Origin of the sequence: Flavobacterium sp. CFS9, from assembly GCF_041154745.1 — a bacterium.
In the GTDB taxonomy this organism is placed as follows: Bacteria; Bacteroidota; Bacteroidia; order Flavobacteriales; family Flavobacteriaceae; genus Flavobacterium.
In genome coordinates, this window is sequence record NZ_AP031573.1 from 3,166,347 (window position 1) to 3,184,879 (window position 18,533).

An 18,533-nucleotide genomic window follows, 5' to 3' on the forward strand; every position below is an offset into this window, starting at 1 on the left:
TATCAGTTATTAATTCAAAAATAAAGCATTTAGAAAACACTATTACGATGAAAGATATCAAATCAATAATTACCGGCTTATCCCATAAAGAAGTACAAATTTTTCTGGATGATTCAGAAGAAAATTTAAGAGTAACAGGAAATACAGCAGCTCTTACTGCAGAGGATAAAAATGATATTTCAACCAATAAAGATCGTCTTATCGCTTTGCTTAAAAGCAGTAAAAACAGCGCAAAATTTAATTTTGAGTCAATTTCTGCGGTTTCTGAATCTGAAAGTTACGAAGTATCGGCCGGACAGCGCCGTCTTTGGACTTTAAGCCAGTTCGAAGGAGGATCTCAGGTGTACAATATGCCTATGCGTACCATTTTAAAAGGTAATTATGATATTGGATACTTTCAAAAAGCGATAATCGCCACCATAGAGCGTCATGAGATTTTGCGTACTACTTTCAGAATGGATGAAAACGGTGAGGTGAGACAGTACGTGAAGCCAATAACAGAGGTAAACTTTGAGTTGTCTTATGTTGATTTCAGAAATGTTGCAGATAAAGATGCCAGTGTATCCGGTTATATCAAAGAAGATTCATTCGTTCCGTTTGATTTAGAAAAAGGACCGTTATTTCGTCTAAGTTTATTACAGACGGAAGAGGATACTTATGTTTTCTATTACAACATGCACCACATTATAGGTGATGGCTGGTCTATGAATGTATTGTCAAAAGATGTATTTGCATTTTATGAGTCTTTTGTAAAAGGGATTGCTCCTGATCTTGCACCACTTGCTATTCAATATAAAGATTATGCAAACTGGCAGGCAGTACAGATAAACTCAGCGGTTTCTACTAAGGATAAAACTTATTGGATGGAAAGTCTTGCAGGAGAGTTACCAATCCTGGATCTTCCTTCAGAAAAACGCCGTCCATCTGTGAAAACACATAAAGGAAGAAGTTTAAGAGCTTATATTTCTAAGGAAACAACAGCCATGCTTCAGCATTTTACAAAAGAGAACAATGGCAGTACTTTTATTAGTTTATTAACTACTATCAATGTTCTGTTTCATAAATATACCTCAGATACAGATATTATTATAGGCAGCCCGGTAGCAGGACGTGACCATGCCGATTTAGCCAATCAGATTGGTTTTTATGTAAATACTCTTGCCTTGCGTAATACTGTAACTGCGGAGGAGAATTTTACTTCTATTTACAAGCGAATTAAAGAGCAGACACTGGAGGCTTTTAACCATCAGATGTATCCTTTTGACAGTTTAGTAGAAAACTTAAACATCAAAAGAGATGCGGGAAGAAGCAGTGTATTTGATGTTTTGTTAGTGCTTCAGAATACAGCAGCAAATGAGGCGGCGATCGAAATACCTGCATCAAAAACCGATGCAATTGTTGATTTAGGAGAGACAGTTTCAAAATTTGATGTAGAGCTTAATTTCAGAGAAGCCGGAGAGCACCTGGTTTTAGATGTTGCTTATAATACAGAGGTGTACGAATATCAAATGATCGAAGGATTGATACGACACTATAAACAAATCCTGGAAGAAGTATTATTTCAACCGGAAACTCCTATTGGAAAACTAACCTACATCAGTCAGGAAGAAGAAAAAGAATTAGTACAGGATTTTAATACTACGGCAACGAATTATCCTGTTGATGTTACGCTTATAGACTTAATTGAAGAACAAGTTGTTCATAATCCGGAGGGAGTTGCTTTGGCTTTTGAAGGAGAAGAAATGACTTATGCTGTTTTAAATGAAAAAGCCAATCAGGTTGCTCATTATTTACGCAGCATCAATGTTACAACAGAATCTATAGTAGGATTGTGTATGGAACGTTCTTTTGAAATGGTTATTGGAATGTTGGGTATTATGAAATCAGGAGGAGCTTATGCACCTATTGATCCTCATTACCCGGTCGAAAGAATTGAGTTCATTGTAAAAGATACTAAGGCAGAAGTTGTATTGGTAAATAACGACAGTATCAACAAAGTTAATTTTCTGGAAGGTACTACGATACTTAATCTTGATCAACAGGATTCAGTACTTGTCAATCAGTCCAAAACTAATCCTGCTGTAGCAATACCGGTTACCAATGCGGCTTATGTAATTTACACTTCAGGATCTACAGGAAATCCTAAAGGAGTGGTGAACGAACAAAGAGGTTTGGTGAATCGTTTATTATGGGCCAAAGAATATTATAATTTAACGGCTAATGATGTATTGATACAAAAAACTACTTTTTGTTTTGATGTATCGGTTTGGGAGTTCTTTCTTCCATTATTGGCAGGATGTAAATTAGTAATTCCAAAACCGGAAGGACATAAAGACAGCGATTATTTAAGAGAATTGATCTCGGCACACGGGGTAACAATGATTCACTTTGTACCTTCTATGTTAAGTGCATTTTTATTGGACATTGATGTTTCGAAATGCAGCAGTCTGAAAAATGTGGTATGTAGTGGAGAGGCTTTAAAAATAAGCCAGGTAGAAGATTTTCAAAAAGTATTGCCCAATGTTGTTTTGAGCAATTTATACGGGCCAACAGAGGCTTCGATCGACGTAACAAGCTGGATTGTTCCTTTTAATGCGGTAGATTTAAAACGTGTTACGATAGGAACTCCGGTGGCAAACACTCAGATTTATATTCTGGATAGCGAAATGAACATACAGCCTAAAGGGGTTACAGGAGAACTGTACATAGGTGGTGTTCAGGTAGCCAGAGAGTACATCAATCTTCCGGAACTTAATGCTTACCGATTTGTACAAAATCCTTTTGGGGAAGGAAAATTATACAGAACCGGTGATAATGCAAAATGGCTTCAGGATGGTACTATAGAATATTTGGGAAGAGAAGACAGCCAGGTAAAAATCAGAGGGTACAGAATTGAATTGGGAGAATTGGATACCGTTATCAACAGTTGTCCGTTTATACATCAGGGAGTTGTTATTGCCAAAGAAGATGCTTACGGAGTAAATGAATTGGTAGCCTATGTCGTTTTTAAAGAAAATAAAACAAAAGAAGATCTTATTGCTTATTTAAAAGAGCACATTCCAGGCTATATGATTCCGGGAATAATGGTACAATTGGATGAAATTCCATTGACATCAAATGGTAAAGTAAACAGAAAAGCACTACCGGATCCAACATTCAGCAGAGCATACGAATATGTAGCACCAGGAACAAAAACAGAAGAAGAATTGGTTACCATCTGGCAGAATCTCCTTAATGTGGAGCAAGTTGGTATTACCGATAATTTCTTTGAACTGGGAGGACATTCTTTATTAGCAGTACGTTTAATATCGGCCATAAAGAAAGCAATGAATGTTGGCGTTACCATTACAAACGTATTTGGGAATCCAACGATCTCAGATCTGGCTTCTTTTATAGAAAAACAAGATACTGCCTCAACATTTTCTTTGGTAAGTAAACAAGATTTACCTGCAGCTATTCCATTGTCTTATGCTCAGGAACGTTTATGGTTTATAGATAAATTAAAAGGCAGTGAACATTATCATATGCCTACAGTATTAACGCTAAAAGGAACTCTTAATACCGATTATCTTTCGCAAGCGTTAAAAACAATTGTAGAGCGTCATGAGGCATTACGTACCGTATTTGTAGAAAAAGAAGGCGTTCCGTATCAGGTGGTACAGTCCTCAGACCGTTGGGAATTGAATGTTATTTCAGGAGTCGTAGATTATAAAGAATTTACAGCCGAAGAGATAAACAAACCATTTGATTTATCGAAAGATTATATGTTACGTGCTTCGATTATTAAGGTATCAGAAGCAGAGCATATTTTAGTATTGGTACGTCATCATATTGCAACAGACGGATGGTCTGAATCTATAATCGTTAAAGAATTCAAAGAATTATACGCTTCTTATGCAGAAGGAAAAGAGGCCAATTTACCAGCCCTTAACTTTCAATATACAGACTATTCCGTTTGGCAGCGTACAGAGTTATCTGAAGAAGTTCTGGCAGAAAAATTAGAGTATTGGGAGTCTAAATTAACAGGAGTAGCACCTTCTGCACTTCCAACAGATTATGTAAGACCAGCTGTTCAAAGCAGTCGCGGAAACCATATCAGTTTAAAGCTAGACAGCGATCAGAGTGAGGCTTTGAGAGCTTATGCGAAAGAGCAGGGCGTAACTTTATTCATGTTGTTATCGAGTGTTTACAAAGTATTGTTATACCGTTACAGCGGTCAGTCTGATATTTGTATCGGAACCACAGTGGCCAATCGCCCGCAGCAGGAATTAGAATCGATGATTGGATTCTTTGTGAACGCTTTAGCCCTTCGTACTGATTTATCCGGTAATCCGTCGTTTAATGAAGTTTTGAAATCGGTAAAGCAAACCACTTTAGAAGCATATAATCATATCGCTGTTCCGTTTGAAAAAGTAGTAGATCGTGTAGAAAAAACAAGAGATAAAAGCAGAAGTTCTTTATTCCAGGTATTGTTTGTTTTAAACAACAACCCGGAGGCTAAAGTTGCTGAATTCAGTGATATTACGATCGAACCAATGGCAATGAATTATAATATTGCCAAATACGATCTGACCATTTTTGCAGAAGACAGCGCGGAAGGAATCTCTTTTTCATTCAACTATTGTACAGATCTTTTCAGTGCGGCAACAGTATCAGGCTTAAGATCACATTACGAGAATTTATTGACTGCTGTTTTAGAAAATGGTACCTCATCGATAGGAAACCTGGCTATGCTTAGCGCTGAAGAAGAGCAGGCACTTTTAGTAGAGTATAACACCCCTGAGTATACATTATCAGGAAAAGGAACTGTATTGTCTCACTTTGAAGCACAAGTAGCCAAAACTCCGGATGCGATTGCATTTGTTTATAATGATAGCCGTATGACGTACAAGGAGCTGGATGAAGCTTCTACCAGATTGGCATATTACTATCAACAAACGTATGATTTAAAACAAGGTGATTTGATCGCCATGATGATGGATACTTCAAACTGGTCTTTACTGGCAATGGTATCTATTCTAAAATCAGGAGCAGGTTATGTTCCAATTGATCTTTCTTTACCGAAAGAGCGTCAGTTGTACATGGTACAGGAAGCCAATGTGAAGTGTTTGCTTATTGAATCTTCGAGTTTATTTGATGTAATTGATTTTTCAGTTCCTGTATTTTCTATTGATATTCAGTATTCCGATATTCCGGCACTTCCGCAGGAGGTTACCTTTTCAACATTGGCAACAGAAGATACTACAGCTTATGTAGTATATACTTCAGGAACCACAGGCCAGCCAAAAGGCGTTCAGGTGAGTCATAAAAATTTAGTAGACTATTACGAAGGGCTGGAGGCTAAGATTTCGATTAGTGCTAATAAAAGCTTCGGATTAATGTCTTCACTTTCTGCCGATTTAGGAAATACCGTATTGTACGGTTCTTTATTAAGCGGAGGATGTTTGCACTTATTCAATAAAGATACTTTAATGGATGGCGTGAAATTACAAGCATATTTTAACGCCAACCCAATTGATTGTATCAAAATAGTACCAAGCCACTGGCAGGCGCTGAGCATCAATAATACGTTATTGTTACCGGTACGCACTTTAATATTTGGAGGCGACGTACTTCAGGTATCTTATGTTAAAGAAATTGCAGCGCAAGATTCAAATGTAGCGATCGTAAACCATTACGGTCCTACCGAGAGTACGATTGGAAAATTATTGCATCAGGTTGATCCTGCTTTTGATTACGTGACCATTCCGGTTGGGAAGTTGTTCTCAGACAGTGAAGCTTATATTGTAAGCAGCGATATGTCGTTGTGCCCGATTGGAGTTTCAGGAGAATTATTACTGGGAGGTAAAGGAATTTCGAAAGGTTATCTGAATCGTGAAGATTTAACTCAGGAGAAATTTATCACCAATCCATTTGCAGCAGGTAAAAGCAAGGTTTTATATAGAACTGGAGACTTAGTTCGCAGAAATGCATTAGGAGAGATTGAATTTTTAGGACGTGTAGACGATCAGGTGAAGATTCGTGGATACCGTGTAGAGCTAAAAGAAATCAGTCGTGTGATTCAGGGGTATTCCGGAATTGTACAGAATGAGGTTTTATTCAAAGAAGACGCTACAGGAGTTAAGCGTTTAGTAAGTTACCTGGTGGTTGAAGAAGTCTATTCAGAGGCTGATTTGAAATCGTACCTTTCAGGAGTTGTTCCGGATTATATGGTGCCTCAGGTGTATGTGGTACTGGATCAGATGCCGCTTACTTCAAACGGAAAAATCGATAGAAAAGCACTGCCGGAGCCTACCGTTACAGAAGGACGTGTATATGTTGCCCCTGAAACAGAAACAGAAAAAGGTCTGGTTGCCATCTGGCAGGATTTATTAAATGTAGAGCAGATAGGAGTTACAGATGATTTCTTTGAATTGGGAGGACATTCTTTGCTTGCCGTTCGTTTATTATCCGCTATTAAAACGACACTTAATGTTGCCATCAATATTACTGACATATTCGATCATACTAATATTGCCGCTTTGGCTTCTTTTATCGATAGTCAGGACAATACTCTTGCACTTCCGTTGGTTGTCAAACAAGACTTGCCTGCAGACATTCCGTTGTCTTATGCTCAGGAACGTTTATGGTTTATTGATAAATTAAAAGGAAGTGAGAATTATCACGTACCGGTATTATTAAATTTAAAAGGACCTCTGAATACAGACTATCTTTCACAAGCTTTAAAAACAATTGTGGAGCGTCATGAAGCGCTGCGTACAGTTTACTTAGAGAAAGAAGGAATAGCGTATCAAAAAGTTCAGCCTTCAGAGCATTGGAATCTTACTGTTCTTACTGCTGTAGCCGATCAGAAAGCTTTTATCAAAGAAGAAATAAGCCGTTCTTTTGATCTGTCTAAAGATTATATGCTGCGTGCTACAATTATCAAAGTATCAGCCGAAGAGCATATTTTATTATTGGTTCGTCATCATATCGCAACAGACGGATGGTCGACATCGCTTATCGTTAACGAATTTAAAACATTATATGCTTCTTATGCAGAAGGAAAAGAGGCTAATTTACCAGCTCTTAGTTTCCAATATACCGACTATTCCGTTTGGCAGCGTTCTGAGGTTTCCGGAGAATATTTAGCGGAGAAATTAGAGTACTGGGAATCTAAATTAACGGGAGTAGCACCTTCTGCACTTCCAACAGACTATGCAAGACCGGCTGTTCAAAGCAGTGTAGGAGACTACATCAACTTTAAATTAGATCGCGATCGCAGTGAGGCTTTACGTGCTTATGCCAAAGAAGAGGGCGTAACTTTATTCATGTTACTGCTGAGTGTTTACAAAGTAGCATTGTACCGTTACAGCGGTCAGTCTGATATTTGTGTGGGAACTACGGTAGCCAATCGTCCGCAGCAGGAATTAGAATCGATGATCGGATTCTTTGTCAATACTTTGGCACTGCGTACTGATCTATCCGGTAATCCAACATTCAATGAAGTGTTGAAATCGGTAAAACAAACTACTTTAGAAGCGTACAATCATATCGCAGTTCCGTTTGAAAAAGTAGTCGATCGTGTAGAGAAAGCCAGAGACAAAAGCAGAAGTTCTTTATTTCAGGTATTATTCGTTTTAAACAACAATCCTGAGTCTAAAATTGCTGAATTCAGTGATATTACGATTGAATCTGTACCAATGGATTACGACATTTCGAAGTTCGATCTGACCATTTTTGCAGAAGACAGTCCGGAAGGAATTTCTTTCTCATTCAACTATTGCAGCGCACTTTTCAATTCGTCTACCATTACAGGATTCCGATCTCATTACGAGAATTTGCTGGACACTATTTTAGCAGACGATACCTCATCGATAGGAAATCTGGCCATGCTTAGCGCCGAAGAAGAGCAGACACTTTTAGTAGATTACAACACCCCTGAATATACATTATCAGGAAAAGGAACTGTATTGTCTCATTTTGAAGCACAGGTAGCCAAAACTCCGGATGCTCTGGCATTTGTTTATAATGATAGCCGTATGACGTACAAGGAGCTGGATGAAGCTTCTACCAGATTGGCGTATTACTATCAACAAACGTATGATTTAAAACAGGGTGATTTGATCGCCATGATGATGGATACTTCAAACTGGTCTTTACTGGCGATAGTGTCTATTTTAAAATCAGGAGCAGGTTATGTTCCGATTGATCTTTCCTTACCAAAAGAGCGTCAGTTGTACATGGTACAGGAAGCCAATGTAAAATGTTTGTTGATTGAGTCCGGCAGTTTATTTGACGTAATTGATTTTTCAGTTCCGATATTTTCTATCGATATTCAATATGCCGATACTCCGGCACTTCCGGAGGACGTTGCCTTCTCAACATTGGCAACAGAAGATACTACGGCTTATGTGGTGTACACTTCAGGAACCACAGGTCAGCCAAAAGGAGTTCAGGTAAGTCACAAGAATTTGGTTGACTATTACGAAGGACTGGAAGCTAAGATTTCGATTAGTGCTAATAAAAGCTTCGGATTAATGTCTTCACTTTCTGCCGATTTAGGAAATACCGTATTGTACGGTTCTTTATTAAGTGGAGGATGTTTGCACTTATTCAATAAAGATACTTTAATGGATGGAGTTAAGTTGCAAGCGTATTTTAACGCCAACCCAATCGACTGTATCAAAATAGTACCAAGCCACTGGCAGGCTTTACGCATCGATACTGATTTGTTATTGCCGGTACGTACTATAATATTTGGAGGAGACGTACTTCAGGTGTCTTATGTAAAAGGGATCGCAGCGCAAGATTCAAATGTGATGATTGTAAACCATTACGGTCCTACCGAAAGTACGATTGGAAAATTATTGCATCAGGTTGATCCTGCTTTTGATTACGTGACCATTCCGGTTGGGAAGTTGTTCTCAGACAGTGAAGCTTATATTGTAAGCAGCGATATGTCGTTATGCCCGATTGGAGTTTCAGGAGAATTATTACTGGGAGGTAAAGGAATTTCGAAAGGTTATCTGAATCGTGAAGATTTAACTCAGGAGAAATTTATCACCAATCCATTTGCAGCAGGTAAAAGCGCTGTTTTATATAGAACGGGAGACTTAGTACGCAGAAATGCATTAGGAGAGATTGAATTTTTAGGACGTGTAGACGATCAGGTGAAAATTCGTGGATACCGTGTAGAGTTAAAAGAAATCAGTCGTGTGATACAAGATTATCCTGGTGTTGTACAGAATGAAGTTTCTTTTAGAGAAGATGCTACAGGAGTCAAACGATTGGTAAGTTACCTGGTGGTTGAAGAGGGCTATTCAGAGGCTGATTTGAAAACCTATCTTTCAGGAGTTGTTCCGGATTATATGGTGCCTCAGGTATATGTGGTACTGGATCAGATGCCGCTTACTTCAAACGGAAAAATCGACAGAAAAGCATTGCCGGAGCCAACAGCTGCCACGGGACGTGCTTATGTTGCACCAACCACAAAAGCAGAAGAGGATTTGGTTACCATTTGGCAAAACCTGCTTAATGTTGACGAAATAGGAGTGACGGATAATTTCTTTGAACTCGGAGGGGATTCTATCATTGTTATTCAGGTCGTAAGCCGTGCCAAGAAAAAAGGTTATCAGGTTCAGGTTCAGGATTTATTTGATTATCAAACGATCGCAGAACTGGCGGTTGCTGCAGAACGAAACAGCAAGGAGTTTAGTACAGCCGAGCAGGGAATTTTAGAAGGAGAAGTACCTCTATCCCCAATTCAGCAATGGTTTTTTGAAAGAAATGAAGCCGCATTGTCACATTTCAATCAGGCCGTTTTATTGAGCATCGATAAAAAGATTTCGAAAGAAAAACTGGAAAAAACAGTTGAATTAATAGCCAAACGCCACGATTCGCTTCGATCAAAATACCAAAAAGAAACCGTTCACGGACAGGAAGAATGGAAGCAGTTTTACGGAGAATCAATTAATTTCTATCGAACAGAAACGATCGATGACGAAAAGGATGTTGCAGAAGCTGTGACGGCAATTTGTGCAAAATACCAGCAATCATTGGATATTGAAAAAGGAGATCTGGCGCGTTTTGTTTTGATTGAAATGCCGGACGCTGTACCATACAACCGATTTTTCATGGTATCGCACCACTTAGCGGTAGACGGAGTTTCCTGGAGGTTTATCATCGATGATCTGGAAACACTGCTGACAGAAGAAACAACGGACGAAAAGCTGTATCTGGAAAATAAAAACAATTCGTTCAGAGACTGGATCAATAAGTTGAAAAACTTTGCAGAGACCGAAGAAATAGAATCTCAGTTAGAGTACTGGCAGCAAATTAATAGCGACTATACACCGCTTCCAACCGATTTTTCGGCCAACAAACCTACCAGAGAAACGAAGAAAACTCAGGTCGGAATTCTAAATCAGGAATATACCAAACACCTGTTGAAAGATGCCAATTCAGCTTATAATACAGAAATCAACGATTTGATGTTAAGCGCATTGCAAATGACTTTTGAAGATGTTCTGGGAACAAAACGACTGGCATTAGGATTTGAAGGCCACGGAAGAGAAAATGTACTGAAAGACATCGATGTTAGCGGTACTACAGGATGGTTTACCAATAAGTATCCGGTGATCTTGTCAAAAGAAGAAGCTACAACGGAAGGCGATATTGTTAAATCGGTAAAAGAAGCATTGCGCAGAATTCCAACCAAAGGAATGGGGTACGGCTGTTTGCGTTATTTACACTCGTCTGAAGAAATACGCCATTCTTTAAAAGATTGCGGATGGGATGTTGTCTTTAATTATTTGGGACAAATTGATAATGTTCTGAATCAAAGTGCAGTCTTTTCATCAGCTCCGGAATATGGGGGAGATCATATCAGCCCCACTTCTATACTGGAAGAGAAATTTATTGTAAAAGCAATTATTGTGGCCAATGAACTTAGAATTTCCTGGGATTACTCCGAAGCACAATACCAATCAGAAACCGTTCAGAATCTGGCTGATAAGTATGTAGAATATTTAACCCAGCTTATAGAACACTGTATTCGTAAAGAAGACCGAGAACTAACTCCTTCCGATTTTGGATTAAGCGATTCATTAGATTTTAAAGAGTTTGATGCTCTGTTTGAATCTGAAGTTGCCGAAGAATCTCAGGATGAAAGTGTGCTAAGATTCTAAACTCATAACGAACCCTAATAACTATCACTATTAATACCATAACATATGAAATTACCTGTATCCTATCACCAGCAAAGGATGTGGTTCATCGACCATTTCGAAAGAGATTATCTCTACGAAGGAGGACCTGTTTACCATAATATACCATTGAGTTTTACAATAGAAAAAGAGGTAAGTACCGAAGAAATTTATCGTGCTTTTACACAATTGATCAACCGTCATGATATTTTAAGAACCAAAATCGTAAGAGAGGGTGATCAGATTTTTCAGGTCATTACAAGCCCTGAAGAAACGGATATAAAAAAGCTGCTAAAAGAACAGCCTGATCTGAAAGAAAATCAGGAAGAATTACGCAAAATATCCTTTGATTTTGAAAATGGAGTATTGGTAAAAGCCTATTTCGAACGTTTGGAAAATCATATCAGGATACTATTTGTACTTCATCATGTAGTGGCAGACCGTTATAGTCTTAAGATTCTCAAAGAAGATTTTTTAAGTTTTGTTTCGCGTCCCGAAGATTCACTTGGATTTACCATGCAATACAAAGATTTTTCAGAATGGGAACAGGCTGTTGATCCTTACGAAACAGAAACCCTGGTTGCTTTTTGGAGAAAACAGTTAACCGATAATCAGGTGCTGTATCTTCCTACCGATTCAGAACGTGTTCCGGTTCATATTTATCAAACTGCAACGAGCTCTTTTTCTTTTAGTAAAGATGGTTTACAATCCTTTGCAGCAGTTAATGGTACTACCCCGCAAATGGTGACTTTAGCTGCCTATAAGATGGCTTTGTCCCAGTTTTCAGGGCTTTCGGATATTGTGATCGGTACCTTGATGAACATGCGCAACCATCTTACAGAATCAACGGTGGGACCCATAGAAAATCTGGTAGTGTTACGATCTGTACTGGACAAAAATGGAACACTTGAAGATGCCTGCACAGTCGTTGCCAATACCTGGGAGACGGCAAACAACAATAAAGAAATTCCATTTGACAAGCTGGTTGTAGAAATCAATCCTAAAAAGGATATGAGCAGAACAGCACTTTTTGATGTTTTGTATTTGTACGACCGATACGATGCCGTTACCGAAGAAGAAGGAGAGCCTTTTAACTATAAAAATCAGGGATTAGGAAAATACGATCTTAATCTTTTAGTACAGGAAAGAGAAAACAGTTTTGATTTTATACTCACCTACAATGATCTTTATTTTAAAGCTGAAACCATCACTTCCTTTTTAGAAAGTATAGAAAGTATCCTTACAACGGCTACAGAATACGAAGATACCTTAAGAGGAATTGCCGTATTCTGATTACCATTCGATAACGCATCGTATGATTTCATATTAACAGTAAAGAGTGACTACGTTACAAGAAAACATTTTTTAAATCATGGAAAAATTCATAAAAAACTTAAAAGACCTTGGGTTTCAGCTTAAAATTAACGGGCAGGATTTAGTGCTACTGGGAAAAGAAGGAAAACTTACACCTTCTGATATTAAGATTATCACCGAACGTCAGGACATAACTTCATTCATTAAAGAAAACAAAGCCGATCTGGTTGCTTATTTAAAGAAAGAAGATTTTAAACTGGACCGAAAAAACATTTCTTCGATGTACGGATTAAGTCCTGTTCAGGAAGGGATTTTATTTCACAGTACCTACCTGTACAGTACCGGAGCCAAAGAAAATACCACTTATCATACCCAGTTTGACGTTACTTTTTCGTCTAAATTGGATGTAGTTCGCTTTAAAAAAGCCTGGCAGCATGTCATTAACAATCATACCATTCTGAGAACCGGTTTTATTTACGACAAAGTAAATATTCCGATTCAGTTCGTAAACAAAGAAGTAGAAGTTCCTTTGCGATTGATTGATTTAACCAACAGTACCGATGAGGAGAAGGATATTACCTTTAAAAAACTAAAAGACGAAGACCGATTTGAAGATTTCAGTTTTACAAATCCGCCTTTAATGCGTATCACGCTGGCTAAGTTTGGAGAGAGTACTTATAAAATGATATGGACGAAACATCACGTATTATGGGACGGATGGTCCGGACAAGTGATCATTCAGGAAGTGATACGTGCATACACCAACCTAATGCACGGTGTAGAACCTGAGGCACAGGAAGAAGACCGATACGAAGATTTCATCAATTATATCAAAGCGATAGACGCCTTTGAAGAAAAAGAATTCTGGCAGACTTATATGAAGGATTTTAACGAACCTTCATTACTGCCTTTCTGTAAAGCATTACACGAACGTAACAAAGGAAAAGGAAAATACGAGCGTATTACCATTGATTTTGATGCCGAATTAACGCAAAAAATAAATGATTTTTCTAAAGCACAGCATGTTACACCTAATACTTTAACACAGGCGGTTTGGGCCATTTTATTGTCAAAATACACTGGTTTTAAAGATATTGTGTACGGTGTTACCGTTTCCGGACGTCCGGCTGAACTCAATTACGACAGCAAAGTAGGATTGTATATCAATACCATTCCGTTAAGAGCAAAAATAGATCAGAATCAAACGATTACTGATTTCCTGGCAATGCTTCAGAAAACGTCAGTAACGGCTAGGAATTTCCAACATACGTCTCTTAATAAAATTCAGCAATGGAACGAAATAAAAGGAGATTGTTTTGATACTTTATTGTCGTTTACCAATTATCCGTCTAAAAGCAGTGACAGCAAGCAAAAACCGGTTTTAGAAATAGAGAGTGTAAATGTAAAAGAAAACAACAACTATTTACTTTCGATTCAGCCTATGCTGAAAGACAGACTGGTTATCGATTTCACATTCAACAGTTCGATAATGGAGGCTGCTTTTGTTCAGATGATTACAGAACATTTCAGAACAGCCTTGTGTCAAATGGCCGAAGAGCAGTTTACTACTATAGGAGATTTCAATATGCTGGGTGCAGCAGAAATTGAAGTGCTTACCAAAGCCTACAACGCCTCTGAAGTAGATTATCCGGCAGATCAGAATATGGTGGAGATTTTTGAAGAAAAAGCAGCAAACACTCCCGATGCTGTTGCTTTGACTATAGACGGCAAACACATGACTTATAAAGTACTGAACGAAAAAGCAAATCAGCTTTCCAGATACTTGCAAGAGCAGGGTGTAGGTCCGGAAGTCATGGTAGGAATGTGTATCAACCGTTCTTTTGAGATGATCATCGGAATACTTGGAATCTTAAAAGCAGGTGGGGCTTATGTGCCTATTGATCCTGAATACCCGGCGGAGCGTATCAGTTTTATACTGAACGATATCAAATCAAATATTGTATTGGTAAGCACAAAAAGCAGTGAAACCGTAAAACTGGATATCCCTGTTCAGCTGGTAAATTTAGATCAGGCAGATACATTTCTTTCCGCTTATGAAACGACCAATTTAGAGTTGGATTTACCTTTCGATAATTTGGCTTATGTCATTTATACGTCAGGAACTACCGGAGTGCCTAAAGGGGTAATGATCGAGCACGGCAACGTGGTACGACTTTTCTTTACAGAAAAACCTTTGTTTGATTTTGACGAAAAAGATGTATGGTGCCTGTTCCATTCTTATAGTTTTGACTTTTCGGTTTGGGAAATATTTGGTGCCTTGTTATACGGAGGCAGATTGGTAATTGTTCCTGAACTGGTTGCAAAAGATACGGAAGCATTTGCAGATCTTTTAGCAGAGCAGGAAGTAACCGTATTGAATCAGACACCTTCTGCATTCAATGCTTTACAGGAGCAGGTAATCGACAAAAAACATCCTTTGAAAGTACGTTATGTAATATTTGGAGGTGAGGCGCTTACACCGGGAGTTCTTAAGCCATGGGCGGCTCAATATCCGGATTGTGCCCTGATCAACATGTACGGTATTACCGAAACCACGGTGCACGTAACCTTTAAAGAGATCGGAACACGTGAAATTAACCTTAATGTAAGTGATATCGGAAGACCTATCCCAACCATGAGCTGCTATATTCTGGATGAAAATATGGAATTAGTACCCATGGGAGTTGCCGGAGAATTGTTTGTTTCAGGAGCCGGAGTTTCAAGAGGGTATTTAAATCGTCCTGAACTTTCAAAAGAACGATTCATGACCAATCCATTCAATCCGGGAGAACGTCTATATAAAACCGGAGACGTTGCCAAACGACTTTCAAGCGGAGATATAGAATACTTGGGAAGAAACGATAAACAAATAAAAATCAGAGGATTCAGAATCGAGCTTGGAGAAGTAGAAGCCGCTTTAAACATCTGTCCGTATGCCAATCATGCCGCGGTTATTGTACACGAAGATCAGTTTTATTCTAAAGAATTAGTCGCATATGTAGTACTTAAAGACAATTATACACTGGAAGATTTTAAAGGATATCTTTTAGAAAGTCTTCCTAAATATATGGTGCCTACTTTGTGCATCCCTCTGGATGAAATGCCGCTTACCTCAAATGGAAAAGTAAATAAAAAAGCTTTACCAAAACTGGCATCACAAGGAACAGATGCCAGCGGTTATGTTGCGCCGCGCAATAATCATGAAGAGCAGCTGGTAACCATCTGGAAAGAAATTTTAGACAGAGAAAGAATAGGAGTTACCGATAATTTCTTCGAGTTTGGAGGACACAGTTTAAAACTCACAAGACTTATTACCCGATACCATAAAGAGTACGGAATCAAGTTGGAACTTAGAGATTTATTTGTCAATAAAACAATCGAGGAACATTGTCCACTATTGTTCGGTGCTTCTGCTGAAAGCAATGAAATCGAAAAAATTACCCCTGTTGCAAAACAAGCGAATTATCCACTTTCAAGCGGTCAGTATCGCATGTGGGTGTTGAGTCAGTCGGGAGAAAATAATACTTCCTATAATATGCCTGCGAACCTTACTTTGGAAGGATACGATATTCCGATTTTAAAGAAAGCCATTGATGCTGTTATCGAGCGTCATGAAACATTGCGTACCGTATTCAAAGAAGGAGAAAATGCTGAGGTCAGACAATGGATCATTACTCCTTCGGAAATTGACTTTACCATCCAGGAACAGGATTTCAGAGGAGAGGCAAATATTGAAAATGCTGTAGCAGATTATATACTGCAGGATACTTTACAGCCTTTTAACCTTGCAGAAGGACCTTTGTTAAGAATAGCATTACTGCAGGTGTCAGATCAGAAACATGTTTTTTATTATAACATGCATCACATTATCGGAGACGGAGTTTCCATAAACATCTTAAAGAGAGACGTACTGGCATTTTACAATGCATTCAAAAATAACACGGTGCCTTCGCTTCCGGTTCTGTCTATCCAGTACAAAGATTTTGCGGTATGGCAAAAGCAGCAGTTGGAAAACAATGCTTTTGATCCCCACAAAAAATATTGGCTGCAAACGCTTTCCGGAGACAGAGGGGTATTAGATTTTCCTAGTCAGAAAGCAAGACCAAAAGTGATGACCAATAATGGACAAACGTTAAGAACCTTTCTTTCGGATACGGTTACCAAAAAATTTGAAACGTACTGTAAAACAAAAGGAGGAACCTTATTTACTGGAGTAGTAGCGGTTTGGAACATATTGTTTTACAGATATACCAATCAGAAAGATATTAGCATCGGGTCACCGGTTATGGGCAGAGATCATGTCGATCTTGAAAATCAAATCGGACTTTACTTTAACAATATTGTGATTCGCAATCAAATCAATCCGGAGGACAATTTTGATCAGATATTTGATAAGGTAAAAGAAGCCATGTTTGAGAATATGAAACATCAAATGTATCCGTTCGATAACTTGCTGGACGATTTAACCATAAAAGGTGATACCAGCCGTAATCCTCTGTATGATATTATGATATCCTATCACAATACCGGAGCAGCAGAAAACAATAAAGATTTACTGCTTACACAGGAAGAGACTGATCAGATTGTGGTTCAGGATCAAAAAGGATCAAAACTGGACATGCTTATTAATGTTAAAGAAATAGGAAATCACCTGTATTACAACATTAATTACAACACCGATTTGTACAATCAAAGTTTTATCGAAATCCTGATGAACGACTTTAAGTATTTATTGTCGCAGCTTTTAGAAAACAAAACGGAAAGGATAGATGATATTGATTTCCAGAAAGAAACCAAGCAAATCCTAAGAAGCCTTAATGCCAATAAATTTAAACTGGTTAAAAAATAAAAGCCTTTAGCTTATCGCATTCACAGCGATAAAATTCTTTTTCAAATTAGAGTGCAGAGCCGCGAATCAGGTTGGATCATTTTAGGTCCAATCTGATTGGTAAAGCTCTGAATCTTACGAACTAAATATTTTGATTACAAACACTACAGTCAAAAGCTGTATTCTAAAAAATAAAATTATGATCAATAGTATACAAAAATTAAAAGGGATTAAAGCTCAAAAAGTAACCGATGTTGCACAGGTTGACTATTCAGTATGGCCGGGTCAGGCAGGATTTCCATTGGTAGTTAAACCATCGGCAGTGGGGATGCAGTTAAACGACTGGGTAGCTCAGAACAGAGCTGAATTTCAGGAAAAAGTGAATACTTACGGAGCCATACTTTTTAGAGGATTTCACATTAATACCGTTGAAAAATTTGAGAACTTCAGCAAATTATATGCTGATACACCTCTTGAATATAATTTAAGATCATCCCCTCGATATTCAGTTGGAAAAAATGTGTATCACACGACCACTTATCCTAAAGAATATTCGATCGAAATGCACAGCGAAAGCTCGTATGCGCCTGTTCACCCGAGCAATATTGTGTTCTGCTGCATCGATCCGGCTGACAAACAAGGCGAAACTCCGATAGCCGATAACAAAAAAGTACTGGAGTATTTAAGCGAAAAAACAAGAACCAAGTTTTTGGAAAAAGGAGTGAAATACGTGAGAAACCTCAACGAAGCTTATGGTTTGTCCTGGAAAGAAGTTTTTCAGACCGAAGATCAAAAAGAAGTAGAGAAAACCTGTAACGAACAAGGCATTTCGTTTGAATGGAAAAGCGATACCAACTTAGTTTTAACCTGGACTAAAAAAGCAATTTGGGAACACCCGGCTACAGGAGATTCAGTTTGGTTCAATCACGCTTACTTTTTTAACAAATACGCCTTGGAAGCCTCCTTTTTTGATTTGGTAAACTCAGAAGACCAGCTTCCAAATAACACCTTCTACGGAGACGGAACCGAAATCTCGAAAGAAGAAATCGAAGAAATCAGGGAAGCCTATCAAAAAGCAACTGTTTTATTCCCTTGGGAAAAAGGAGATGTATTGTTCCTGGACAACATGTTGATGTCACACGGAAGAAGCCCTTATGAAGGCAGCAGACAAATTATAGCCTCCTTATTTTAATTTCTAAACCTAC

General features: G+C 38.3%; 4 protein-coding genes. All 4 read left to right on the top strand.

Going from position 1 to position 18,533, the window contains the following annotated elements; translation table 11 throughout:
• The first annotated feature begins 47 nt into the window (after positions 1-47).
• The 4 genes from ACAM30_RS13545 (at position 48) to ACAM30_RS13560 (ending at position 18,520) form a co-directional block, all read left to right on the top strand.
• The gene (locus tag ACAM30_RS13545) at positions 48-11,168 is read left to right on the top strand and encodes an amino acid adenylation domain-containing protein (protein WP_369615141.1); all 11,121 of its coding nucleotides are present in this window, start codon (positions 48-50) and stop codon (positions 11,166-11,168) included.
• Positions 11,169-11,213: 45 nt separating this feature from the next.
• On the top strand, positions 11,214-12,479 hold the full coding sequence (locus ACAM30_RS13550; protein ID WP_369615142.1) for a condensation domain-containing protein: 1,266 nt from the start codon (positions 11,214-11,216) through the stop codon (positions 12,477-12,479).
• Positions 12,480-12,558: 79 nt separating this feature from the next.
• Complete coding sequence (locus ACAM30_RS13555; protein ID WP_369615143.1) at positions 12,559-17,349, top strand: amino acid adenylation domain-containing protein; 4,791 nt, start codon at positions 12,559-12,561, stop codon at positions 17,347-17,349.
• A gap of 178 nt (positions 17,350-17,527) precedes the next feature.
• Positions 17,528-18,520: a TauD/TfdA family dioxygenase gene (locus ACAM30_RS13560; RefSeq protein ID WP_035746294.1), complete on the top strand. Its 993-nt coding sequence runs from the start codon at positions 17,528-17,530 to the stop codon at positions 18,518-18,520.
• Positions 18,521-18,533 lie beyond the last annotated feature (13 nt).